This window comes from Nocardia kruczakiae NBRC 101016 (assembly GCF_001612965.1).
GTDB lineage: Bacteria > Actinomycetota > Actinomycetes > Mycobacteriales > Mycobacteriaceae > Nocardia > Nocardia kruczakiae.
In genome coordinates this window covers 1-21557 of sequence record NZ_BDBL01000021.1, presented here as the reverse complement: position 1 = coordinate 21557, position 21557 = coordinate 1, and the positions used below count along the sequence as shown (strand labels likewise).

The following is a 21557-nucleotide window of genomic DNA, read 5'->3' as shown; positions in this document are numbered from 1 at the left end:
GGGCGAACCCTTTGCAAACTATTTCAGTTTCTGAAATAGTTCCAGGATGGGCGGATGGGACCGATATGCGCAGATCGTCTCCGGACGGAAAGGGTGGATCGTCCTCGTGGCGATGGTGGTCGCCGCCGTCGCGGTGCTCGGTTTGTCCGGTGGGGGCGGGTCGGGTGGCTCGGCGCCGAACTCGTTGCCGGACGACGCCGAATCCGCGCAGGTGCAGCGGTTGTTGCGGCAGTTCCCCGGCGGGGATTCGGCCGCGGCGGTCCTGATCGTCACCCGCGCCGACGGCGAAGTCCTCACCCCCGGCGACCGAGCGCAGGCCGACGCGGCGCTGGCCCGGATTCGCTCCGGTGCGAGTGGGCCGGGTCTCGTGCTGTCGCCCGACCAGCGCGCCGCGCTCGGGCAGACACCGATTCCGTCCGAGCTGAACGGCTTCGCCCTGACCGACCGGATCGACGAATTGCGCACGGCCGCGCGGGCGGGCGCACGCGCCGATCTACAGGTGCGAATCACCGGCGGCCCGGCCTTCGGCGCCGATATCGCCGACTCCTTCTCCGGCGCCAACACCCTGCTGCTCGCGGTCACCGCCGCCGTGGTGATGGTGCTGCTGATTGCGACCTACCGTTCCCCGGTGCTGTGGCTGATTCCGCTGTCGGTGGTGGCGGTCGCCGACCGGGTCGCCGCCGCGGCGGGAAACGCGCTCGCCCAGGTGAGTGGTCTGACGTTCGACGGTTCGACCGCCGGAATCACCAGCGTGCTGGTATTCGGGGCCGGCACGAACTATGCGTTGCTGCTGGTGTCCCGCTATCGCGACGAGTTGTATCGGACCGAGGACCATCGGGCCGCGCTGCGGATCGCCGCGCGGCGAGCCGGGCCGGCGGTGCTCGCCAGCAATCTGACGGTGGTGCTGGCCCTGTTGATGTTGCTGCTCGCGCTGCTGCCCAATACCCGCGGCCTGGGCGCGTTCGGCGCATTGGGGCTGGTGATCGCTGCGGTCTTCGTCCTCGTCGCGCTGCCCCCCGCGCTGGCCCTGTGTGGACGAAAGGTGTTCTGGCCGTTCGTTCCTCGAGTCGACGGTCATGACACCGCGACCTCCGGCGCCTGGCATACCGTCGCGGAGAAGGTCGTACGGCGACCGGCCGCGGTGGCCGGCGTCTTTCTGGTGGTCGCGGCCGCCTGTGCGGCCGCGCTGCCGTTCGCTCATGTCGGTCTCGCGCAATCCGAGCAGTTCCGCGTGCACGCGGAATCGGTCGACGGCCTGCGAGCGGTGAGCGAGCATTTCTCCTCCGGCGCAAGCGATCCCGCGATCGTGCTGGCGAACACCGAAACCGCGCCGCAGGTGCAGGCGGTCCTCGACGGCACCCCGGGTGTCGTGCGCGCGACCCCCGCCGGCGTTTCGGGCAACGGGTCGACGCGCTGGTCGGTGATCCTGGACGCGCCGCCTGCCTCCGACGCGGCATTCGCCGATGTGAGTCGCCTGCGCACCGCACTGTCCTCGGTGCCCGGCGCCGAGGCGCTGGTCGGCGGCTCCGACGCCGTCGCCATGGACACCCGGGACGCGGCCCGGCGCGATCAGCACGTGATCATTCCGCTCATTCTGGTGGTCGTCCTGCTGGTGCTCCTGGTGCTGTTGCGGGCGCTGCCGGCCGCGATACTGCTGGTGGCGGTCACGGTGCTCAGTGCCCTGGCCGCGCTGGGGATCGGAAGCCTGCTCAGCACTCACGTTTTCGGGTTCCCGGCATTGGACACCAACGTGCCGCTGTTCGCCTTCCTGTTCCTGGTGGCGCTCGGTGTCGACTACACGATCTTCCTGGTGACACGAGCGCGCGAGGAGACGCCCGGCCACGGCGTGACCGGCGGCATCGTCCGCGCGGTCGGCTCCACGGGCGGGGTGATCACCAGCGCCGGAATCGTGCTGGCGGCAGTGTTCGCCGTCCTCGGCGTCCTCCCCCTGATCACGCTGACCCAGCTGGGCATCGTGGTCGGCGTCGGAATTCTGCTCGACACCTTCGTCATCCGAACCCTGGTGATCCCCGCCCTGTTCGCCCTGATCGGTCCGAGAATCTGGTGGCCGGGGCGCTGGATTCAGGATGCGACGCCAGCCGATTCCGAACCGCCGGCCTCGTCGGTCGCCGCGAGCGCGTCGACGTCGGAACAGAGCCGTTGAGCCGGGCGTGGCCGGATGGAACCCACCGCGTCACCTCGACAACCACAGATCGGCGGGCGCGCAGGGCAATCCCACCTCTTTCAGCGTCGAGATGCCGGCGGGCGCTCGGGCGACGTCGAAGACGGAATTCACCGCGGGCATCGCGGTCATGGTGTCCCACTCGTGATTTCCCCAGCTGTCCGGCGGGACGAACCTGATCCGGGTCCGCACCTCGGGTTCTCCCTCGATGACGATGTGATAGTGGTCGTCGTCGAATTCCCAGCTCTCGTTGAGCTTTTCGGTCAGATACCAGGCGACGTTCGAGCGGACGACGGATTTCTCGCCGACTGTGCCGGCCCATCCTCCGCGCACGGCGGCAATGGTGTCCTTCTCGATGCGGATCCAGCCCAGATCCACCGTTTCGGCGGCGGTCGCGTACTCGATGGAGAAATCCATGTCGTCGAATTCGTAGCCCAGGGCCACACCCATGCGCCGCACCGAATCACGGAAGGTGCTCATCCACAGTTTCGCGATCTCGATCAGCTCCGGGGTGGCCTCGGGTCGTGAAATACCCAGGGCCTGCCACGTTTCCGCGGATTCGTAGACCGAGACATCGGCCGATTCGAAGATCGAAATCGATCGGACGTCACGGCACACCGCGGTCAATGCGGTGGTCACGGTATTGACCCAGCCCGGGTTGATGCCGGTGATGTGCAGCGAGCTGTTGCCGCGTTCGCAGGCGGCGGCGAGTTTCCGCTCCGTCTCGCCCTGAATTCCGCCGACGTTGAGGAACAGGTTGGTGCTGATGACATCGAGGCCGCTCTCGAGCAATCGTGTCGCATGGTCGAGGTCGGCCATGAACGGCGTGTAGATGACGGTATCCGCATCGAGCGCGAGCAGCGCATCGATATCGGCGGTGGCGAGCACTCCCGTATCGGGCCGCCCGCACAGCCTGCCCGCATCCACCCCGGCCTTGTCGTCGGAATAGGCGTAGACACCGGCCAACTCGAGTCGCGGATCGTCGAGAATCCCTCGCAGACTGAGCTTTCCGACCTTCCCGGTGGTCCATTGAATGACGCGCACGTGATCGACCTTTCGAGCAGCCGGTGCCGAGAATGTGATTCTCTTATATGGAAATTAGCATCACGAGCGCGGGGTGACAAGGTCCGCGCCGATCTCGCGGCGACGTCGGAGCGGGGTGGTGCGCCCGCCGATCACTGTCGTTGTGGCGACACCTCTGCCGGGGCGGCGGCGGTCAACTCCGACAGCGCGGATGGGAGGCTCTTGACGATTTCGGCGGTGTTCGGTGCGGGCACGTCCTCCCAGCCGGGGCCTGCCAACAGGACGCGGGCGCCGCGTTCGGCGCATGTGCGCACGGCCGAGAGGAGGGCGGTCGATTCCTGCTGTGACCAGAGCACCGCTGCCGAGTCCGGCGCGCTGCGATCGAGGGCATCGCCGAGGGCGGGGGTGGGGACATTGGGGCCGAGCATCGTGGCCGGGACGTCGCGCTCGGCGAGGGCCGCGCGCAACACCTCGAGTGGCAGGGAGTGTGTTTCACCACTGGTGCAGGCGAGCAGCACGGGTGTTGCGGACGTGTCGGCCGGAGGTGGGACCGCGCGATGCAGTGTGGCCGAAATGCACCAGGACAGAAGGTGTTCGACGTCGATGCATCCGATGCCGGCCCCTTGCCGCTGGACGATCTCGGCGAAGGCCGGGCGACACAGTCGATCCCAGGTGTCGACTACGCCGAAGGCGTGAATGTGGGCGAGCAGCAACGACTGCAGAGTGGTGGGGTCGGAGGTGAAGGCGGCGTCGAGGAGTGATGCGTGGTCTCCGGCGATCGGTAGTGGTCCGCGCACTGACTCGGCCGCTCGCGCCGGGCTCGATCCGCCGCGCACGAGCACGACCATGCGCTCGAGCCGGGCGATGTCGGCCTCGGAGTAGAGGCGGTGGCGACCGCGCCGATGCTGGGAGGGTCCGATGCCGTAGCGCTGATTCCAGCTGCGCAGGGTCGCGGTGGGAATGCCGATGCGCTCCGCGACTGTGCGTACCGAGAATCCGGTCGCGTCGTTGTCGGGGGGTGAGGCATCGGACATGACGATCATTCTGCCTTTCGCGGGCATGGGCGTCGCATCGTCGCAGTGCTGCGACACCCGCGCGGGGGCGACGCGTGGGGTGACACTTCCAGTATGCATCGATTACGCATCGATTGCTGTAGGATCGTCTGTGGCGTCGAACCCATGCTCATCGAACAGAGGAGTCGCAGGTGCTCGGACATCGTTCGCAGGTAGATCAGCCCGCTGACTTCGACGGGAAGGTGGGGGGAACGCTGACCGAAGGTGTCCGCCGCGTGACGGCGTTCGCTGCGGCAGCGATGCGCCCGGCTCGGCTGGCAGGTGTCGCGGTCCTGGCGGCGGTCGTGTTCGGCGGCGTCGGGGCGCCCGCCGGTGCGAGTCCGGCGGACGGTCCCGCGCCGGTTACCTCGCTCGATCTGAGCCGTTATGTCGGAACGTGGTACCAGGTCGCCGCGGTTCCTCAGTATTTCAATCTCGTCTGCGCCCGCGATACGCGCGCCGAGTACGCGGCACTGCCGAACGGTGATGTGTCGGTGCACAATTCGTGCACCACGTGGTCGGGCGGGAGCAACGACATCCAGGGTGCGGCGCGCGTGGTCGATCCCGTGACGGGCGCGCAGTTGCGCGTGGCGTTCCCGGGGGTGCCGACGCAGGAAAGCCTAGACGGTCCGCCCAATTACATCGTGACCGCGCTTGGCCCGGACTACTCCTGGGCCCTGGTCACAGATCCCTATCGGATCTCCGGATTCGTACTCTCCCGCACACCCGCACTGGATGCGGTGCAGTGGAACAACGTGGTCGCCGCGATCGAGGCCGCCGGTGAGCAGCCCTGCCTGTACCTGACCTCGCCGGTGACCGGTGGGCGCGAGGACATCACTCCGCTGTGCCGGCTGTGAGCCCCCGGGCGACGTACCAGTCAGGGCAAGCGCAGTGAGTGGAGGTGAGTGGCGATGGGTGTGGCGGTAGCTTTGTTCACCCGTGATCTGCGGGTTCACGACAATCCGATGCTGACCGCGGCGCAGCGTGCCGGCGATGCGGTGGTTCCCCTGTTCGTCCTCGACGAATCGTTGATCACCGGCTCGGAGGCCGCACCCAACCGGGTGCGATTCCTCGCCGCGGCGCTGGACGAACTCGACGACGAATTGCGAAGGCGCGGGGCGCATCTCGTTCTACGACGCGGCAAGGTGGTCGACGAGGTCGAGCGGATCGTCGCCCAGACGCAGGCGGAGTCGGTCCACCTCGCGGCCGAAGTCAGCCACTACGGCAAACGACGCGAGTCGGCCCTGCGTGACCGGCTCGAGTCCCACGGTTGCCAGGTGAAGACCCACGCCGCCACGGTGACCAGTGTGGACCTCGATGCGATCGAGCCGAGCACCGGACGCGATCATTTCGCGGTGTTCACGCCGTACTTCCGGCGCTGGGAAAGCGCTCGCCATCGGCGTCCGCTGCCGCCGCCTGCAGACCTCGAGGTGCCGCGGCTCGACGGCGAACAACCGGATCTCGACGAACTCCGCACCGCGCGGACCTCACCGAACCTGCGCGTCGGCGGCGAGACCACCGCGCGAAAGATATTGCGCCGCTGGCTGTCCGATCCGGTCACCGCGTATGACGAGGCCAATGACGATCTCGCCGCCGACGGCACCTCACACTTGTCGCCGTACCTGCATTTCGGATGCCTGTCCGCCGCGGAGGTGGTGTCGAGGCTGGACATGTCGGACCCGGGTGCGCACAGTTTCGCCCGGCAATTGGCCTGGCGCGACTTCCATCATCAGGTGCTGGCGGCCCGGCCCGCGGCGGCGTGGTCCGATTACCGCTCCGGTCCGGTCGAGATCCGCGAGGATGAGCAGGCCTTCGAGGCATGGACGCACGGTCGCACCGGTTTCCCGATCGTCGACGCGCCGATGCGCCAACTGCGTGACGAAGGATGGATGCCGGGACGCGCGCGGCTGATCACCGCATCGTTTCTGGCCAAAACCCTGCGGCTGGATTGGCGAATCGGCGCAGCCCATTTCCGGTACTGGCTGGTCGACGGTGATGTGGCGAACAACCAGATGAACTGGCAGTGGGTCGCGGGTACCGGAACCGACACCCGCCCCAATCGCACGCTCAATCCACTACGGCAAGCGCACCGTTTCGATCCGGAGGGTGAGTACGTACGCCGCTGGCTGCCCGAACTCGCCCAGCTGTCCGGCGCGGCGGTGCACCGCCCGTGGCGCGAGGACATCGACGAGGCGACCTATCCGGCGCCGATCGTGGAAGTGCCCGGCATGTAATCGATGCGGTGATCAGGAGACGGTATGCGATGTGTGGTGTTCGGTGCGACCGGCTACATCGGTGGCCGGTTGGTGCCCGAGCTACTGGCCGCGGGCCACGAGGTGCGGGTGCTGGCCCGCACCCCGGCCAAACTCGACGACGCCGCCTGGCGCGACAGCGTGGAAGTCCTGCGCGGTGATGTACTCCGCGCCGACGATGTGGCCGCGGCCTGCGCCGAGACGGATGTGCTCTATTACCTGGTGCATTCGCTGACGCGAACGGATTTCGACGATGTCGACCGCCGCGCGGCGACACTGGTCGCCGAGCAGGCGGCCCGGGCGGGGGTAGGCAGGATCGTGTATCTGGGCGGCATCGTTCCGCCCGGCCAGCGATTGTCGCGGCATCTGTCCTCCCGTGCCGAGGTCGGGCGAATCCTGCTCGCGGGATCGGTCCCGGCGATAGCGATGCAGGCCGCGGTGATCATCGGATCCGGTTCGGCCAGTTTCGAAATGCTGCGGTATCTCACCGAACGGCTGCCGGTGATGGTCACGCCGCGCTGGGTGCGCAACCGCATCCAGCCGATCGCGGTGCGCGATGTGCTGTACTACCTGACGCGGGCGGCCGACCTACCGCCCGACGTGCGCGGCGCCTTCGATATCGGCGGCCCGGATGTGCTCACCTACGAACAGATGATGCGTGACTACGCCGAAGTGGCGCGGCTGCCGCGGCGCGTGATCGTCCCGGTCCCGGTGCTCACCCCCTGGCTGTCGGCGCAATGGGTCAATCTCGTCACCCCGGTTCCCAGGTCGATCGCGGTGCCGCTGATGGAATCGCTGGTCAACGACGTGGTCTGCGAAGATCACGCGATCGCCGAGCACATCCCCGACCCGGAGCGCGGACTGATCGACTACCGCACCGCGGTCGAACTGGCGTTGACGCGCATCCGCGACTTCGACGTTCCCACCCGCTGGTCGGATGCCGACCAGCAAGGTCGTGAACCGTCGTCCCCGCTGCCCACCGACCCCGCGTGGTCGGGTGGTTCCCTTTACGTCGATGTGCGAGAACGCCACACCCGCGCCGATCCGGCGACGCTGTGGGGGGTGATCGAATCCATCGGCGGCGAATACGGCTGGTATTCGTTTCCGCTGGCGTGGTCGTTGCGCGGCTGGATCGACCGGCTGGCCGGGGGCGCCGGATTGCGCCGGGGAAGACGAGACCCGCATCGGCTGCACGCCGGCGAGGCGCTGGACTGGTGGCGAGTGGAACGCATTGAACGACCCCGCACCCTCGTGTTGCGCGCGGAAATGCGGGTGCCGGGTCGGGCATGGCTGGAGCTGAGCGTGGAGGAGGATTCGCGGGGCACGGTCTATCGGCAGCGGGCCGTATTCGACCCGCACGGCCTGGCCGGTCACCTGTACTGGAAGGCGATCGCTCCCTTCCACGCGCTCATCTTCGGCGGAATGACCCGCAACATCACCGGCGCGGCCGAAGAGGCTGTGTCCCAGTCGGTTTCATAGCGCTGGCAACGCGACTCCGAGACCAGACGGCAGCCGCGAGACCGCGGGTTCCCACCGCGGCACGTCGCGGAATACCGACGCGGGCACGATGAACGAAGATGTCGAAGTCCAGGCTCTCGATCCGATCCAGGATTTCCGAATAGAGGGTGAGCGCGGCGGTGACGCACGGGCGCGACCGCGGGGCGAGCAGGGCGATGCCGGCCCGGGCGTAGTCGTAGATGCCGCGAGTGTGGGCGTGCTGGGCGATCAGGGCACGCCGGACGCGGGCGTCGGTGCGGCGGTGCGCCTGGCACCACAGCAGCAGATCCCGGTCGACGCCGTGGGCGGCCAGTTCGTCCGCTGGCAGATACACCCTGTCCCGGACCAGGTCCTCGTCCACATCGCGCAGAAAGTTGGTCAGCTGGAAGGCTTTTCCGAGCGCGGCGGCGTAGGGGGCGGCCTCGTCCACCGGGCACACCGTGCCCAGCACCGGCAGCACCTGTAATCCGATGACTTCAGCGGAACCGTAGACGTAGCGGTCCAGCGCGCGCCGATCCGGATAGTCGGTGACGGTGAGATCCATGCGCATCGACTCCAGGAACGAGTCGAACAGCGACGCAGCGATGCGGTAGGAGTGTGCTGTGTCCAGCACGGCCGGGAGGACCGCGTCGGCATCGGCGTCCTCGGTGGTGAACTGCGCGGCCAGCGCGTCCAGTCGCGCCGCGCGTTCGGTGACCGGGCGGCTCGGGTCGATGTCGTCGAGGATGTCGTCGGCGCGGCGGGCGAAGCCGTAGAGCGCGTGGATCGCCGGACGCTGATCCGGGGCGAGTAACCGGGTGGCCAGGAAGAAGGTCTTGCCGTGGCGCGCGTTGAGCGTCCGGCAGGCGTGATAGGACCGCCGCAGTTGCGTATCGGTGCGGCCGTTGGCGATCAAAGCGATGGGGGACATGGTTTTCCGATCAGCGGATGATGGCGGCGGCCGGTGTGGGGAGGGCGGTGGCGGGTCGGCGTGCGGGCCGTGGCGAAGAAATCGGCCCGGTGACGCGGTCCGCGGCGAGCCGCCCGGAGATCAGGACGGGCGGTATGCCCACGCCCGGCACGGTGCTGCCACCGGCCAGCACCACATTCTCGAGTCCGCGGATCATATTGGCCGGGCGGAAGGGGCCGGTCTGAGTAACGGTGTGCGCCAACGCGAAGGGGCTGCCGGCCAGCATGCCGCGCCGTGCCCAGTCGGCGGGCGTGGTGATGTGGAGCAACCGGGGATCCGACAGCGGGAACGGCAGGCGATCCCGGACCGTGGTCAGGATCTCCTCGGCGTAGGCAGGACCGAAGCGGTCCCAGTTGATCGGTCCCCGAACGAGATTCGGTACCGGAGCGAGGATGTAGAGCAGGTCGCGACCGGGTGGGGCGAGGCTCGAATCTGCCGCGGTGGGCCTGGTGAGTAACAGCGACGGATCCGTCATGACGCTGCCGCGGGTGATGATGTCGTCGAAGGCCTCGTCCCAGGCGCGGCCGAAGAGTAGATGGTGGTGCGCCGCCCGGGGCATCGCCTCGCAGCCCACGTGTAATACGACCGCGGACGGTGCCGCTGTGGGACGCAGCGGGCGGCGCGGGGAATGGCCCGTCAACCGGTAGGTGTCGGACAACTCGGTGGTGAGCACGACCGCATCGCACGGGATGCGCTCGCCGGACGAGGTGACGACCGTGCGGATCCGGGATCCGCTGCGGTCGAGGCTCGTCACGGCGGTGTCGTAGCGAATCTCCACGCCGGCGTCGAGTGCGGCGGCGGCGAGGGCGTCGGGCAGCGTTCGCATACCGCCGCGCGGGAACCAGACACCGGCGATCGTGTCCATATACGCGATCACCGCATACGCCGCTATCGCCCGGCTGGGCGCGACTCCGGCGTACAGGGACTGAAAGGTGAACAGGCGCCGCAATTCCGGATCGTCGATGTGCTGGGCGACCGCACGGTCCCAGCGGCGAAATCCGCCCATCGCCGCCAGCCGCGCCAGCGAGGGACGCAGCGCCGACAGCGGTGAATCGAAATTCGCCGCGATGAACGAGTCGAATTCGGCCCGGTAGAGCCGGGTCAGCCACGCGCGCAGTCGCCGGTAACCCGCCGCCTGCCCGGCGCCGGCGAACTCGGTGATCGCGGCGGCCATGCGATCGGCGTCGCTGTGGACCTCGAGGTGACGCCCGTCGGCGAAATGGGCCCGATAGGCAGGATCCACCGGTACCAGTGACAGGCGGTCGTCCATCCGCGCACCGACCGCGGCGAACGTCTCCTCGACCAGATGCGGCATCGTCAGCACGGTCGGACCCGTGTCGAGGCGGTAGCCGTCCACGTCGACGCGACCGGTGCGGCCGCCGGGAACCGAATCACGTTCCAGCAGCGTGACCGTGCGGCCGCGGCCGGCCAGGTGCAGTGCCGCCGACAGTCCGGCCAGCCCCGCTCCGACTACGACGATATGGTCGCTGCGACCTGTGGTCGTGCGCATGGACTTCCTCCTCAGGGGTGGCGGGTGACGCAGATGAGTGCCATGCCGTCGAGTACGCGGCGTATCGGCTCGGGCAGGGTCGCGCTCTCGGCCGCGTGCCGCGCCTCGCCGATGCGGTCGCTGATCATCGCCTCGATCCGGGCGGGCGCTCCCGAGGCGGTGATCAGGGCACGCAGTCGGTCGGTGGCGCCGGCGTCGACGACCGGTGCCGACAGCAGGGTGTCGAGTTCGCGGCGGGCGGCGGGGTCGGCGAGCTGCCGGGCGGCGATAACCACGGTGGTCGCCTTGTGCTGAGTCAGGTCTCCGTCACCGGGTTTGCCTGTGGCATGGGCGCTTCCGAAGATTCCCAGCAGGTCGTCGCGCATCTGGAACGCCTCGCCCACGGCGCGTCCGTACCGGCTCAGCGCCGACAGGGTCGGCTCGTCGCATCCGGCCATCGCCGCGCCGAGTTCGAGTGGCCGGCGCACGGTGTAGTTGCCGGATTTCGCACGTGCCAGCGCCAGTACCTGCCCGAAATCCGGTTCCGTGCGGACGTCGTTGAGCAGATCGCCGAACTGCCCCACCGCCAGCTCGATACGCATCGCGTCGAAGCGGGGCCATACGCGGTAGAGGCACTCGGGGCGAATTCCGCTGTCGCGCAGCATCTTGTCCGCCCAGACCAGGCAGATATCGCCGAGCAGCACCGCCGCCGACTCGCCGAAACGTGCGGCGTCGCCGGGCATTCGACGATCGCGGTGCGCCTCGGCGAAGGCGACGTGTCCGGTGGGCGCGCCGCGACGCAACGCCGACTCGTCCATCACATCGTCCTGGATCAACGCGAAGGCGTGGACCAGTTCCAGCGCGGCGGCGGCGCGCAGCGCGGCGGCATCCGGGGCCTCACCACACAACCAGCCGATGTACATGAACGTCGAGCGCAGGCATTTGCCGCCTGCCACGTATCGGCGTGCGATGTCGTCGACCGCGATCCCGTGGACGGCGCCGATCCGGTTCTCGCGCAGGAAGGCGTCCAGTTCGGTCAGCACTCGATCACGTACCGCAGCACGCCACCATGCCACACCGTCCGCCGCGTTCACCGGGTGATCGGCCAGAATCGTTGCGGGGGAACACAATCGGCGTGAATTGTCGATGGTGACGGTCATGTCCACTCCTCGGTTCGGCGGTTCGGGTGCCGGCTGGGTCTGCGAGGTGGGATCGGGGACCGCGTCTTCCGGCTCGGGTAGGGGATCCTCCCTCGACGTCCGACCCAAGGCTACAGCAAACGATGCATAAATGATGCAGTGAAAACCGTATACGTCTGCGGTGGTCGACTGTGCGTCGCGTAAACACGGGGGAATCGTTTATCTATTCGTACGAGGTGGGCCAGGTTCGACAGGTTGCCGCGGCAGTCAGATGCCAAAGAAGAAGTCGCATCGTTTACGCATCGAATTGCGAGGTATCCTGGCTGAGACGAACCAATCAGAGGAGGCCCTCATGTCTCGTTCTTCCGCGCGTCGCGCGCTGTTCGCTCTCATCTCCGGCGGCGGTATCGCATTGACCTCGGCCGCGTTGCTGGCCGCGCCGGCCCAAGCCGACTCCACCAGCTGCCCGGCGCCGGGCGCCACCTCGGTCGCCGCCACGGGAGCCGACGCCGCGTGTTCGGCCACCAGCACCGGCGGGAGCGCGGCTGCCGCCTACGGCATCAACGGTACGGCCACCGCGAACGCGGGGCCGACGAGCTTGTCGCTGGCCATCGCGCAGGGCGGTGGCACCGCCCGGTCCGCCTCGGGGCCGCTGTCGGGACCTGCGGCCATCGCGGTCGGTCCCGGCGCGACCGCCGACCTGGCCGGGGTCCGGCCGGGTCTGGCCATCGGCATCGCGGGGCCGGGCGCCACGGTCACCGTCTCCGGCGTCGGGACCCCGGTATGTACCGGCGGCCCGGGCTTCGCGGGCGATTTCCAGACCCTCCAGGGCTGCCTGTCGATGCGGTGACCCCACACCGCCACGGCACGGTCCTCGTGCCGGTTCCGCGCAGGTGTGGGTGGTCGAGTGATCCGGGATGACAGCGGCGGAAGTGCGAGCGATCGGGATCTCGGCGCGTAGTCTCGAACGCGGCAACCCGCCGGCGTCTGTGTCTGGTTGTGCCGGCTTCCCTCGAACTCCCGGGAGTCGACGTGGAACCACTGACCGAGCAGCTGCGCCGCGACCGCGCGGATCGGGCGAGCGCCGTCGCCGCCGCCCTGAGTACCCGGGACGTCGACGCCGTGGCCATCACCTGGGTCGACACCGGCGGCATCGTCCGGATGAAAGCCGTTCCGGTGGAACGGTTCTCGCGCGCGGCCGCCTGGGGCATCGGGGCGTCGCCGGTTTTCGACGCCTTCCTGGTCGATGACTCCATCCTGACCGAACACGTCGCCGGTGGCCCGACCGGTGACCTGCGGCTGTACCCCGACGTCGACCGGGCCACCGCCGTGGCCGCGCTACCGGGCTGGGGGTGGGCACCCGCGGATCGCTACACGCAAAGCGGCACGCCGCATTCACGCGATTCGCGGTTGCTGCTGCGCCGGCTCGTCGCCGAACTGGCCGGCGACGGCTACGAATTGCGTACCGCGATCGAATTCGAATGGACGATATCGCGCCCCGGCCCACCCGACCCGGACACTTTCATCCCTGCCACCTCGGCGCCCGCCTACGGCATGGCCAGACTCGGCGAACTGGCCCCCTATCTGCGCGATGTGGTGACGAAAGTGCGCGACAGCGGCATCGGCGTCGAGCAGATCCACCCCGAATACGAGGTGGGCCAGTTCGAACTGTCGATTGCCTCCGCCGATCCCGTCCGCACCGCCGACAACGCCGTGCTGGTGCGCGAGGTCGTCCGGGCCGTCAGCCACGCCCACGGATTGCGGGCGACGTTCAGCCCGATGGTCGTGCCCGGTGTCGTCGGCAACGGCGGCCACGTCCATCTGAGCCTGTGGCGCGAGGGTGTGAATCGGATGGGCGGCGGTCCCGGTCCGTTCGGCATCGGTGCGGAGGGGGAGCACTTCGCCGCGGGGATCCTGGACCATCTGCCCGCGCTGCTGGCCGTCGGCTGCCCGGCGGTGGCGAGCTATCTGCGGTTGCAGCCCAGTCGCTGGGCCGGTGTCTTCCGCTGCTGGGGGTTGGAGAACCGGGAGGCCGCCCTGCGCTATATCACCGGAAGTGAGGGCGAACGCGACCGCGCGGCCAATATCGAGATCAAGACGTTCGACGCCGCCGCCAACCCCTACCTGGCACTGGCGGGCCTGCTGGCCGCGGGCCGGGCGGGCTTGCGTGCGGGCGCGACCCTGCCCGAACCGGTCGCCGGCGATCCGGCTCGCCTCGACTCCGCCACCCGGTCGGCGCGCGGGATCACCCCGTTGCCCACCACGCTCGCGGACGCGGTGGCGGCTTTCGACGCCGACGAGGTGCTGTGGGCGGCATTCGGCGACGACCTCGCCGACACCATCGGCAGCGTGCGGCGCGGTGAGATCGCGCTGTTCGCCGACGCCACGCCCGAGCAGATCACCGACGCGTGCCGGTGGAGGTACTGAGCCGCGCGGTCGTCAGCTCGCCGCCGGCTCCGTACAGTCGGCTCGTTCGAGCAATGTACGCACGAACGCCAGATGGCCGGGCACCACGCCGAACCACACATCCGGCGCGCGCGTGCCGCGCATGGCCACGAAGGTCGACAGTGCGACGACGCCGTCGCGGATCTCGAGCGCCAGTTCGCCGTGGAAGCCGAGTCCCGAATCGGCCCGCAGCAGAAGACGATCCGGGGCGGAGAAGGTGATGCGCCAGCCGGCGACGGTCTCGGGCGCACCGGGGGTGAGGCCGAGTTCGATGCCGGCCCACGCCGCACGCAATCGTGCCCGGACCTCCTCGGGGACGTCCTCCATGATCGTGCGGGCCCACTGCTCGGCGGTGCGGCCGATGGCGGCGGGGGTTTCCAGCACGTGGCTGTCGATGTAGACGACGTCGTCCAGGGTGGTCAGGGTGAGCAGCTCGGCGGTGATACCGCACTGGCGGACGCGGGGGGAGGTGTGCACGGACATGACGAGAACCTTCTGGTTTCGGTACTGCACAATAGATACAGAACAGTACTGTATCTATCAGAGGGTGATCTAATCAAGGGCACAGCGAGCCGGTCGAGAAGGAGGACGTGATGGCACCACCGGTGCGAACTCCGCGGCAGGCGTGGGTCGATGCCGGACTGTCCGTGCTCGAGCACCAAGGCCCCGACTCGGTCCGGGTGGAAGCCCTGGCGGCACAACTCGGCGTGACCCGCGGAGGTTTCTACCGGCAGTTCCGTTCCCGAGACGAACTACTCGAGGCGATGCTCGACGACTGGGAGCGCCGAGCCGTCGACGATGTGCGCGAACAGGTCGAACGCGAGGGCGGCGATCCGAAGCGCAAGATCCGGCGGGCCGGCACGCTCACCTTCGCCGAGGATTTGACGCCGCTGGACCTCGCCATCCGGGCCTGGGCCCGGCGCGACCCGGACGTGGAGGCGCGGCTGCGGAAAGTGGACAACGCCAGAATGGACTACCTGCGCACCCTCCTGCGGAACTCCGGCGTCGCCTCACAGGACGTGGAAGCGGTTGCGCTGCTGTCTTTCTCGATGGTCATCGCCAATCGTCTGATCAAGGCCGAACACCCCGGGCAGAGCAGATCGGATGTGCTCGCCCACGCCGCACAGCTGCTGTTCGACTGACCGCGCGGGCATACTGGCGGGGTGAGCGATGACCAAGGCGTTCCGTCCTTCCACATCGACCAGGTCGACCACCCGGAACAAGACCTGATCGTCCGAATACTCGACAATCAGGCCGCCTTACCCGGCGTGGTGCGGATGCGCGAATGGGCACGTGCCGCGCTGGCCCTGCGGCCCGGCGAAACGGCCCTCGATCTGGGCTCGGGCACCGGCACCGAAGTGGTGGAGCTGGCCGCTCTGGTGGGCGAGTCCGGGCGGGCCATCGGTATCGACCCGAATCCGTCGATGCTCACGGTGGCCCGCGAGCGCGCCGCCGACATGAAGGCCGAATTCATCGAGGGATCGGCCTACGATCTGCCGCTGCCGGACGCATCCGTCGACGCGGTTCGCTGTGAGCGGGTCTATCAGCACCTCGACGATCCGGCGAAGGCCACCGCCGAGATCGCCCGGGTGCTGCGGCCGGGCGGACGAGTGGTGCTGATCGACAGCGACTGGTCGACGGCGATCTTCCATCCCGGCGATCCGGAGGTCGTCGCGGCGTTACAGCAGCGGATGGCGACCAACAGTCCGAATCGCAACTCCGGCAGGCAGTTACGGGGCCGGCTGGTCGACGCGGGACTGGTGATCGACGATATCGGTTCCGAGGCCGTGATCTGGGAGCCGGAGTCGATCCTCCCGATGTTCACGGCGGTCACCGAGCGAGGTGTGACCGACGGATTGATCACCGCTGACCAGCGCGATCGCGTTCTCGCCGATGTGCGGCGTGCTGCCGAGACCGGCGATTATCACTTCTCGGTGACCATGTTCGCGGTGGTGGCGCACAAACCCTGACCCTCGCTCACGGCGCGACCGGATCCGCCACCGGCGGCCGTCGCGCCGCGAGCGCGGCAGCAACCGCCGCCGCGACGATCGTCACCAGCGCACCCAGCATCATCGCCGCCGCCTCGGCCGGAACCAACACGTGCAGCTGGGTGCCGACGGTGACGGCCGCGACCGGCACACCGATCTGAGCGGCGGCCAGCGCGCCGAGGGCGACCGGCTGTCCCAGCATCCGCATGAGCAGATGCACCAGCAGCGCACCGGCCCCCAGCGCGAGTCCGAGCAGGATCAGCCGCGGGCGGTCGGCGAATTCCCGCAGATTCAGCCGAGCGCCCAGCCAGACGAAGAACAGAGGAGCCAGGAATCCGTCGGTCGCGGCGAACAATTGCCGCGCCACCCGGCGCGGTTCGCCGACGGCCGCGACGGCCAGGCCGGCCGCGAACCCGGCGAGCATGATCGAGACGTGCGTGCGGGTGGCGAGGGCGGCCATCCCGAAGACGATGGCCAGACTGACCCGCAGTTCGAGGGCGAATTTGCGGTGCTCGGAGACCCGGTGCGCCTGCCGGCGCAGACCGGATCGTTCCAGCCACCGCAGCAGGAAGAACAACACCAGCGCGGTGCCGATCACCGCCAGCGCGCCCAGTGCCGCGCGTGCGGCGTTGCCCGCGTCGATCACCAGCGGTAGCGCGACGATCGATGCGGTATCGGCGATGGCCACCTGCGCCGTGAGCTCCAGCACCGATCTGCCCCGCAGCCTTTGGGAATCGATGATCGGCAGCACCAGTGCCGCGGAGGAGGAGGCGAGCAGGACCGCGTAGATCGCGCCGTGGCCGGTGCCGAAGAACCCGGCCAGCAGGTAGCCGACGACGGCCGCGGCCGCGCCGACCAGTACGGCGCGCACGGCGCCGATTCCGAGTGCCGAGCGGATCCGCGGATCACGAATCGGGACATGAGTGCCGGCCACGAACATCACCAGTGCGAAACCCATATCGGCCAGGAAGGCGAACACCGGATCCGACGCATCGAGCAGCCCGAATCCGGTGACGCCGCAGATGATTCCGGCCAGCAGTTCGCCGACGATCACCGGTATGTGCCAGGCTTCGCGCCACGCCAGCAACGGTCCCGCCAGCCCGAGCGCCAGCACCAGGGCCAGGGTGGACAAACTCATCGGTGCCTACTTCTTCCGCTCGACCTTCTGCCGCTCGACGTCGTGCACACTGTCCGCCGTGCAACACTCCCGGTCACGCCGACACGCCGTCGCCTGCTGTCCGGCGCCGTGCCCGGCCGCATGCGCGGAGAGCCGGGCACGGCGAGGGCTCAGTGCGTGACGCCCTGAGCGTGTTCGGCCTGCAGTTGGTTGTATTTCTGTGTGCCCGCGGCGATTCCGACCGGAATGGCGACCGCGATTCCGCCGACGCTGGCACCGAGGCCGCCCACCGCGACCACGCCGACCAGGCAGGCCGCGGCCATCGCGGGCACGGTCATGGTGCCGGCGGTGGCGACGGAGATCAGGGTGCCGCCGGTGGCGATACCGAGGGGGCAGCCGATGGCCGCGCCGATCACCGAACCGGCCATACCGCCGACCGCCATCGCCAGACCCATGTGCGGTCCGGCCGCCGCGACGGCCTGGTTGAGATCCGACATCTGCGTGTCGGCGATCTGATTCGGCTGTGCCGCAGTGGTTTCCACGGTGCCGGAGACGGTCTGGGACGGCGTCGCCGGCGGGGCGGACTCGGCGGTCGCGGGAACCTCGATCGGCGTTCCGAGCAGTGTCCTACCGGCGCCGTCGCGAATGTCGAACTGTCCGGGGCGCACCGCCACCGCGCCGAGCGGAGTCTGTAGCGCCGCGGTGCCGGTGGTCGTGTCGTCCTGGTAGCGGATGCCGGGGCCCAGATCGGTGCCGGTCCAATTCGATTGCGGGACAACGGGGGCAGCAGGGGCGGGGGCAGTGGGCGCCGGCGCGAGGGCCTCGCCCTGAGCCGCCCCGGCCGCCGCGACGACGGCGGTGGCGAGCAGGGTGGACACGGCGATGGTCCGGGTGGTGGTCTTCATGAAATTCTTCCGCTCTGATCGGTGGGCGAGTGTCGATTACCGTGCGTTGCCGTCGGCCGGCATCGACTGTGCGATCAGGCCTTTGGAATGTAGCGAGTTGTACTGGTCGCCCACCGCGTTCGCCAAGCCCGGTCCGCCGGTGACGATGCCGCCGGCCATGCCACCGAGGAAACCGAGTGTGCCCGCGCCGAGAATGCATCCGCCCACGACGCCGATCGGTGTCAGCACCGGCACCGGAATGGTCAGCGTGCCGCCGGTGATCGCGCCGAGCGGACAGCCGACCGCCAGGCCGGCCGCCGTGCCCACGACCTGACCGACCGTCGAGTCGTCGGCCCACGCACCGGCGATGGTGTCGAACGCGTTCAGATACTCGGTGGTCGGATCGACCGGTGTACCGGCGGGGGCGGCCGGATCGGCCGGTGTGCCCTGTTCGCCCGCGACCGTGGCGGTCGCGGGCGACCCAGACTCGGCGAAGGCCGGAGCGGTGATGCCGACCGTGGCGGAGGTGGCGAGAACCGCGATCGCGGCTGCGCGAATGACGTGACGCATGATTCTTCTTTCTCGATGCCTGATATCGCCCGTGCGCTCTCGGTTGGTGAACCGAGCGTTCTCACGAGCCGTCCGTACATTAACCACCCGCGCTTCGCGCCGGCGCGGGGGCGGTCGGACGTGATCGGGCCGAGAGATCTCCATCGGCCCCACGGTTTTCAGTCGGCCGGTCCGGCGCAGATCGAAGGCCTTGTCGCCAGCGTCGCCCACACGACCTTGCCGGTCGGCCACCGCCGGACGCACCCCCAGGCCGAGGCCAATGCGGCCACGATGTGCAGGCCGTGCATCCGGTGCCCGTCGGCGCCCGGCACCGATTCCATCAGGACGGCCTCGCGCGGGTCCGGATCCGCGATCGCGATGGTGAGCAGGTCGTCGCGAAATTCCAGCCGTACGTCGATATCGGGAACTCCGGTGAACAGGCCGTGCAGGTCGGCGTTGTCGACGAATTCGGTCGCGATGATCTGGGCTAGCTCGCTGATGTCACCGATGCCCCATTCGGCACAGACGTCGTCGATCATTCGGCGCACTCGGTGCCCGGTGACCGGGGAGAGCGCCACCGTCAAGTCGGTCCGCCGGCGGGGCGGTGGCTCGGCCGCCGCGGCGACAGCGGCGGCGACAGTCGGTTGCACCGCCAGAAACCGGTGGACGGCGCTGCGCCCCAGCCGGCGTCGTAGCTCCGCGTCCTCGGTGACCAGCAGGAACGGCACGCATGGCCAGTTCAGTGTGCGCAGCCAGGCAGTGGTGAACGCGGCGAGCGCGGGCTCGGACGCGATGGTCATGCCGTCGACGCGCACGATGACGGCCCGAGGCTGGCCGACCGCGAATTTGACCAGGTCATCGCTGAATTGGCGATAAGTCCCCGCATCGAGGGTGAGATCGGGTTCGAGCACCACACAGCGATCGATGTCGGTCGGCTGCCACCGAATGGGGGGAACGGAATTCACGGCCAGTCGCTTCCGCGTGCCGACACCTCGACACCTGAGCCTGCCCGGCGACCGGCACTCGTGGATGAGTGCGTGATGCACATGACCCGACCCTACGCCTGTCGAGGCCGCCGGCGATCGGTCTCAGCGGACCGGGGACCCGTCGCCGGTGAGCGCGCAGGAGAGTCGGTGCAGCCCCGCCGGCGTCGGCCCGGCGCCCCGAGCCCACTGCTAGTCGGCCGAATACCTGGCCGTGAGTTGCTCGGCGGCATCGAAGTCACTTGATTTGCCGTGTCCCAGTTGCACATTGAGCTCCTCGGCCTCGCCGCCGACCACCACGGGGGTGTGCACCGGTGCGTAACCGCTCGCCACCACCGTGTAGGTGCCGTCGTGCAGGTTCGCGAAGGTGTAGGCCCCGTCGGGGCCGGTGACCATGGTGTCGACCACGGTGCCGTCCCAGTCGGTGAGGGTGACCAGGGCGTCGGGCAGGGGACGGCCGTCGCGTCCGCGCACCACACCGTGCAGGCGGGCGCAGGGGCGCAGCGTCACGTCGAGGCGCGGTGTGTCGCTGCCACCTGCTCGCACCGCAAGGGCGGCCGGGTGAAAGCCGTTGGCGCTCACCGCGATCGTGAAGTCGCCTTCGGGCAGTTCCGTGAGGTCGAACGTGCCGTCGTCGGTGGTGGCCGCGGCGGAGAGCACCTCACCGCGAGCGTCGAGAGCCGACACCCGCGCGCCCGCGATGGCGGCGCCGTCGTCGCCGCGCGACACGGTGCCGGCCAGTCCGGCCATCGCGGTGAGCACGACATCGCAGGGCACCGGATGGTGCGCGAGCTGCACGGTGGACGCGTCCGGGCGGCGCCCGTCGATCGAGGCGATCAGCACGTACGAGCCGGCTTCGGGGGCGGCGAGTTCGAAGTATCCCTCGGCGTCCGTCAGCGCCCGGCCGATCTGGCGGCCCGACATCGAGATCAGGGTCAGCACGGCATTCGGCAGTGCCGCACCACGGGAGTCGTGGACGTGACCGAAGGCGACCGGTCCGGTCACCGCCGGTTCGCGCGGTGTCCGCGCAATACCGTTGCGTTGCACAGCGTTCGCCGCCGTGGCGACCACGGATTCAGTCGAGTGCGAGCTGTGCTCGGCATCCATATCCACAGCGGCGGTGGCGGCGATCGCGGCCGTCCGATGCCCCGGAATGAACGTCGCCACCAGTGCGCCGGCCACGGCCACACCACATCCGATCAGCAGCGACACGCGGAATCCGTTCTCGCTGGCCAGGGCATGCCCGCCGAGCGAGATCGTCATCTGCGCCAGTACCGCGCCGACCACGGCGGCCGCGACGGAGGTGCCGATCGCGCGGACCAGCGTGTTGAAGCTGTTGGCGGCGGCGGTTTCCGACTGCGGCACCGCGGCCATCACCAGGGCCGGCATGGCGCCGTAGGCGAATCCCACGCCGGTGTTGATGATCAGCGTCACGATCAGCAGGCCCCAGGTGCTGCCCATCAGCGCCATCGAGGATCCGTATCCGGCGGCGATGATGACGCAGCCGACGATCAGTGTGATCTTGGGTCCGCTGCGGGCGGAGAGTTTGGCGCCGAGGGGGGAGACCAGCATCATCATGAGTCCGGCCGGTGCCATCCACAGGCCCATGGCCATCATCGATTGCCCGAGTCCGTACCCGGTGGCCTTCGGCAGCTGCAACAGCTGCGGCACCACCAGCGACTGGGCGTACATCGCCATGCCGACGACCATTGAGGACGCGTTGGTCAGAAGTACCTGCGGTCGCGCGGTGACGCGGAGATCGACGAGGGGATTGCGGGCGGCCAGTTCCCACCAGCCCCACAGCAGCAGGACGACGACGGCGGCGACGAACAAGCCGATGGTCAGGCCGCTGCCCCAGCCCCAGCTCGACCCCTTGGACACCGCGAGCAGCAGGCACACCAGGCTCACGCCGAGGCCGAGGGCGCCGAGCACGTCGAACCGTCCGGTGGCGGCGGAAGCCGGCGGGGTGGCGGGAATCAGGGTGAGGATCAGGACGCCGATCAGCGCC

At 69.0% G+C, this 21557-nt stretch carries 19 protein-coding genes and 1 pseudogene; 8 read left to right on the top strand and 12 right to left on the bottom strand.

Going from position 1 to position 21557, the window contains the following annotated elements:
- Positions 1 to 46: 46 nt before the first annotated feature.
- Entirely contained in the window at positions 47 to 2164 is a 2118-nt protein-coding gene (locus NK1_RS16060; protein ID WP_063009487.1) for an MMPL family transporter, read from the top strand.
- Positions 2165 to 2194: 30 nt separating this feature from the next.
- Here the strand turns inward: NK1_RS16060 and NK1_RS16055 are convergent, their stop codons facing one another.
- The gene (locus NK1_RS16055; RefSeq protein ID WP_063009485.1) at positions 2195 to 3226 is read right to left on the bottom strand and encodes an NAD(P)H-dependent amine dehydrogenase family protein; all 1032 of its coding nucleotides are present in this window, start codon (positions 3224 to 3226) and stop codon (positions 2195 to 2197) included.
- Positions 3227 to 3357: 131 nt separating this feature from the next.
- The gene (locus NK1_RS16050; RefSeq protein ID WP_063009545.1) at positions 3358 to 4239 is read right to left on the bottom strand and encodes a MerR family transcriptional regulator; all 882 of its coding nucleotides are present in this window, start codon (positions 4237 to 4239) and stop codon (positions 3358 to 3360) included.
- 278 nt (positions 4240 to 4517) lie between these two features.
- Between NK1_RS16050 and NK1_RS16045 the strand changes: the two genes are divergently transcribed.
- The 3 genes from NK1_RS16045 to NK1_RS16035 are packed head-to-tail and all read left to right on the top strand — an operon-like array spanning position 4518 to position 7988.
- Positions 4518 to 5114 carry a lipocalin family protein gene (locus NK1_RS16045; protein WP_063009543.1) on the top strand — a complete coding sequence of 199 codons (597 nt, stop codon included), beginning with the start codon at positions 4518 to 4520 and terminating at the stop codon, positions 5112 to 5114.
- Between the two features lie 54 nt (positions 5115 to 5168).
- Entirely contained in the window at positions 5169 to 6491 is a 1323-nt protein-coding gene (locus NK1_RS16040; RefSeq protein ID WP_063009541.1) for a cryptochrome/photolyase family protein, read from the top strand.
- Positions 6492 to 6515: 24 nt separating this feature from the next.
- The gene (locus tag NK1_RS16035) at positions 6516 to 7988 is read left to right on the top strand and encodes an SDR family oxidoreductase (protein WP_063009483.1); all 1473 of its coding nucleotides are present in this window, start codon (positions 6516 to 6518) and stop codon (positions 7986 to 7988) included.
- Here NK1_RS16035 and NK1_RS16030 read toward each other — a convergent pair.
- From NK1_RS16030 to NK1_RS16020, 3 genes are read right to left on the bottom strand one after another with little or no spacing between them, the layout of a single operon-like run.
- Positions 7945 to 8916 (bottom strand): phytoene/squalene synthase family protein, encoded by a 972-nt coding sequence (locus tag NK1_RS16030; protein ID WP_063009481.1) that lies wholly within the window; start codon positions 8914 to 8916, stop codon positions 7945 to 7947. The two genes, NK1_RS16035 and NK1_RS16030, sit on opposite strands and share 44 nt — an antisense overlap.
- Positions 8917 to 8926: 10 nt before the next feature.
- Positions 8927 to 10465: a phytoene desaturase family protein gene (crtI, locus tag NK1_RS16025; protein ID WP_063009479.1), complete on the bottom strand. Its 1539-nt coding sequence runs from the start codon at positions 10463 to 10465 to the stop codon at positions 8927 to 8929.
- A gap of 11 nt (positions 10466 to 10476) precedes the next feature.
- Positions 10477 to 11604, bottom strand: coding sequence for a polyprenyl synthetase family protein (locus NK1_RS16020; RefSeq protein ID WP_084461023.1), 1128 nt, complete (start codon positions 11602 to 11604; stop codon positions 10477 to 10479).
- A gap of 331 nt (positions 11605 to 11935) precedes the next feature.
- Between NK1_RS16020 and NK1_RS16015 the strand changes: the two genes are divergently transcribed.
- Together NK1_RS16015 and NK1_RS16010 are read left to right on the top strand one after the other, a co-directional pair.
- Positions 11936 to 12433 carry a DUF6764 family protein gene (locus NK1_RS16015; protein ID WP_063009477.1) on the top strand — a complete coding sequence of 166 codons (498 nt, stop codon included), beginning with the start codon at positions 11936 to 11938 and terminating at the stop codon, positions 12431 to 12433.
- Between the two features lie 182 nt (positions 12434 to 12615).
- Positions 12616 to 14010: a type I glutamate--ammonia ligase gene (locus tag NK1_RS16010; RefSeq protein WP_245660563.1), complete on the top strand. Its 1395-nt coding sequence runs from the start codon at positions 12616 to 12618 to the stop codon at positions 14008 to 14010.
- A gap of 12 nt (positions 14011 to 14022) precedes the next feature.
- Here NK1_RS16010 and NK1_RS16005 read toward each other — a convergent pair whose 3' ends face one another.
- Entirely contained in the window at positions 14023 to 14511 is a 489-nt protein-coding gene (locus NK1_RS16005) for a hypothetical protein (protein WP_063009475.1), read from the bottom strand.
- Between the two features lie 110 nt (positions 14512 to 14621).
- Between NK1_RS16005 and NK1_RS16000 the strand changes: the two genes are divergently transcribed.
- Positions 14622 to 15170, top strand: coding sequence for a TetR/AcrR family transcriptional regulator (locus NK1_RS16000; protein ID WP_063009473.1), 549 nt, complete (start codon positions 14622 to 14624; stop codon positions 15168 to 15170).
- 21 nt (positions 15171 to 15191) lie between these two features.
- The gene (locus tag NK1_RS15995) at positions 15192 to 15998 is read left to right on the top strand and encodes a methyltransferase domain-containing protein (protein WP_063009471.1); all 807 of its coding nucleotides are present in this window, start codon (positions 15192 to 15194) and stop codon (positions 15996 to 15998) included.
- Between the two features lie 7 nt (positions 15999 to 16005).
- Here NK1_RS15995 and NK1_RS15990 read toward each other — a convergent pair whose 3' ends face one another.
- From NK1_RS15990 to NK1_RS35765, 6 genes and pseudogenes are all read right to left on the bottom strand, one after another.
- Complete coding sequence (locus NK1_RS15990; protein ID WP_063009469.1) at positions 16006 to 17154, bottom strand: cation:proton antiporter; 1149 nt, start codon at positions 17152 to 17154, stop codon at positions 16006 to 16008.
- Positions 17155 to 17303: 149 nt separating this feature from the next.
- Positions 17304 to 18038 carry a hypothetical protein gene (locus NK1_RS34560; protein WP_063009467.1) on the bottom strand — a complete coding sequence of 245 codons (735 nt, stop codon included), beginning with the start codon at positions 18036 to 18038 and terminating at the stop codon, positions 17304 to 17306.
- A 36-nt stretch (positions 18039 to 18074) separates the two neighbouring features.
- The gene (locus tag NK1_RS15980; RefSeq protein ID WP_157104296.1) at positions 18075 to 18797 is read right to left on the bottom strand and encodes a hypothetical protein; all 723 of its coding nucleotides are present in this window, start codon (positions 18795 to 18797) and stop codon (positions 18075 to 18077) included.
- Positions 18746 to 19531, bottom strand: a complete 786-nt coding sequence (locus NK1_RS15975) for an ATP-binding protein (RefSeq protein ID WP_063009464.1) — start codon at positions 19529 to 19531, stop codon at positions 18746 to 18748. The genes NK1_RS15980 and NK1_RS15975 overlap by 52 nt, the downstream gene beginning before the upstream one ends.
- 210 nt (positions 19532 to 19741) lie before the next feature.
- Positions 19742 to 20473, bottom strand: a complete 732-nt coding sequence (locus NK1_RS35770; RefSeq protein ID WP_245660573.1) for an MSCRAMM family protein — start codon at positions 20471 to 20473, stop codon at positions 19742 to 19744.
- 201 nt (positions 20474 to 20674) lie between these two features.
- Positions 20675 to 21557: pseudogene (locus NK1_RS35765) on the bottom strand (MFS transporter); the annotation flags it as partial.

What these genes read in the sequence shown, in the direction of transcription:
- NK1_RS16050 (WP_063009545.1), bottom strand. Translation starts at nt 4,239, where the DNA reads ATGTCCGATGCCTCACCCCCCGACAACGACGCGACCGGATTCTCGGTA.
- NK1_RS16040 (WP_063009541.1), top strand. Translation starts at nt 5,169, where the DNA reads ATGGGTGTGGCGGTAGCTTTGTTCACCCGTGATCTGCGGGTTCACGAC.
- NK1_RS16005 (WP_063009475.1), bottom strand. Translation starts at nt 14,511, where the DNA reads ATGTCCGTGCACACCTCCCCCCGCGTCCGCCAGTGCGGTATCACCGCC.
- NK1_RS16020 (WP_084461023.1), bottom strand. Translation starts at nt 11,604, where the DNA reads ATGACCGTCACCATCGACAATTCACGCCGATTGTGTTCCCCCGCAACG.
- NK1_RS16060 (WP_063009487.1), top strand. Translation starts at nt 47, where the DNA reads ATGGGCGGATGGGACCGATATGCGCAGATCGTCTCCGGACGGAAAGGG.
- NK1_RS16035 (WP_063009483.1), top strand. Translation starts at nt 6,516, where the DNA reads ATGCGATGTGTGGTGTTCGGTGCGACCGGCTACATCGGTGGCCGGTTG.
- NK1_RS16000 (WP_063009473.1), top strand. Translation starts at nt 14,622, where the DNA reads ATGGCACCACCGGTGCGAACTCCGCGGCAGGCGTGGGTCGATGCCGGA.
- NK1_RS34560 (WP_063009467.1), bottom strand. Translation starts at nt 18,038, where the DNA reads ATGAAGACCACCACCCGGACCATCGCCGTGTCCACCCTGCTCGCCACC.
- NK1_RS35770 (WP_245660573.1), bottom strand. Translation starts at nt 20,473, where the DNA reads ATGTCGGGCCGCCAGATCGGCCGGGCGCTGACGGACGCCGAGGGATAC.
- NK1_RS15990 (WP_063009469.1), bottom strand. Translation starts at nt 17,154, where the DNA reads ATGAGTTTGTCCACCCTGGCCCTGGTGCTGGCGCTCGGGCTGGCGGGA.
- NK1_RS16015 (WP_063009477.1), top strand. Translation starts at nt 11,936, where the DNA reads ATGTCTCGTTCTTCCGCGCGTCGCGCGCTGTTCGCTCTCATCTCCGGC.
- NK1_RS16045 (WP_063009543.1), top strand. Translation starts at nt 4,518, where the DNA reads ATGCGCCCGGCTCGGCTGGCAGGTGTCGCGGTCCTGGCGGCGGTCGTG.
- NK1_RS16030 (WP_063009481.1), bottom strand. Translation starts at nt 8,916, where the DNA reads ATGTCCCCCATCGCTTTGATCGCCAACGGCCGCACCGATACGCAACTG.
- crtI (WP_063009479.1), bottom strand. Translation starts at nt 10,465, where the DNA reads ATGCGCACGACCACAGGTCGCAGCGACCATATCGTCGTAGTCGGAGCG.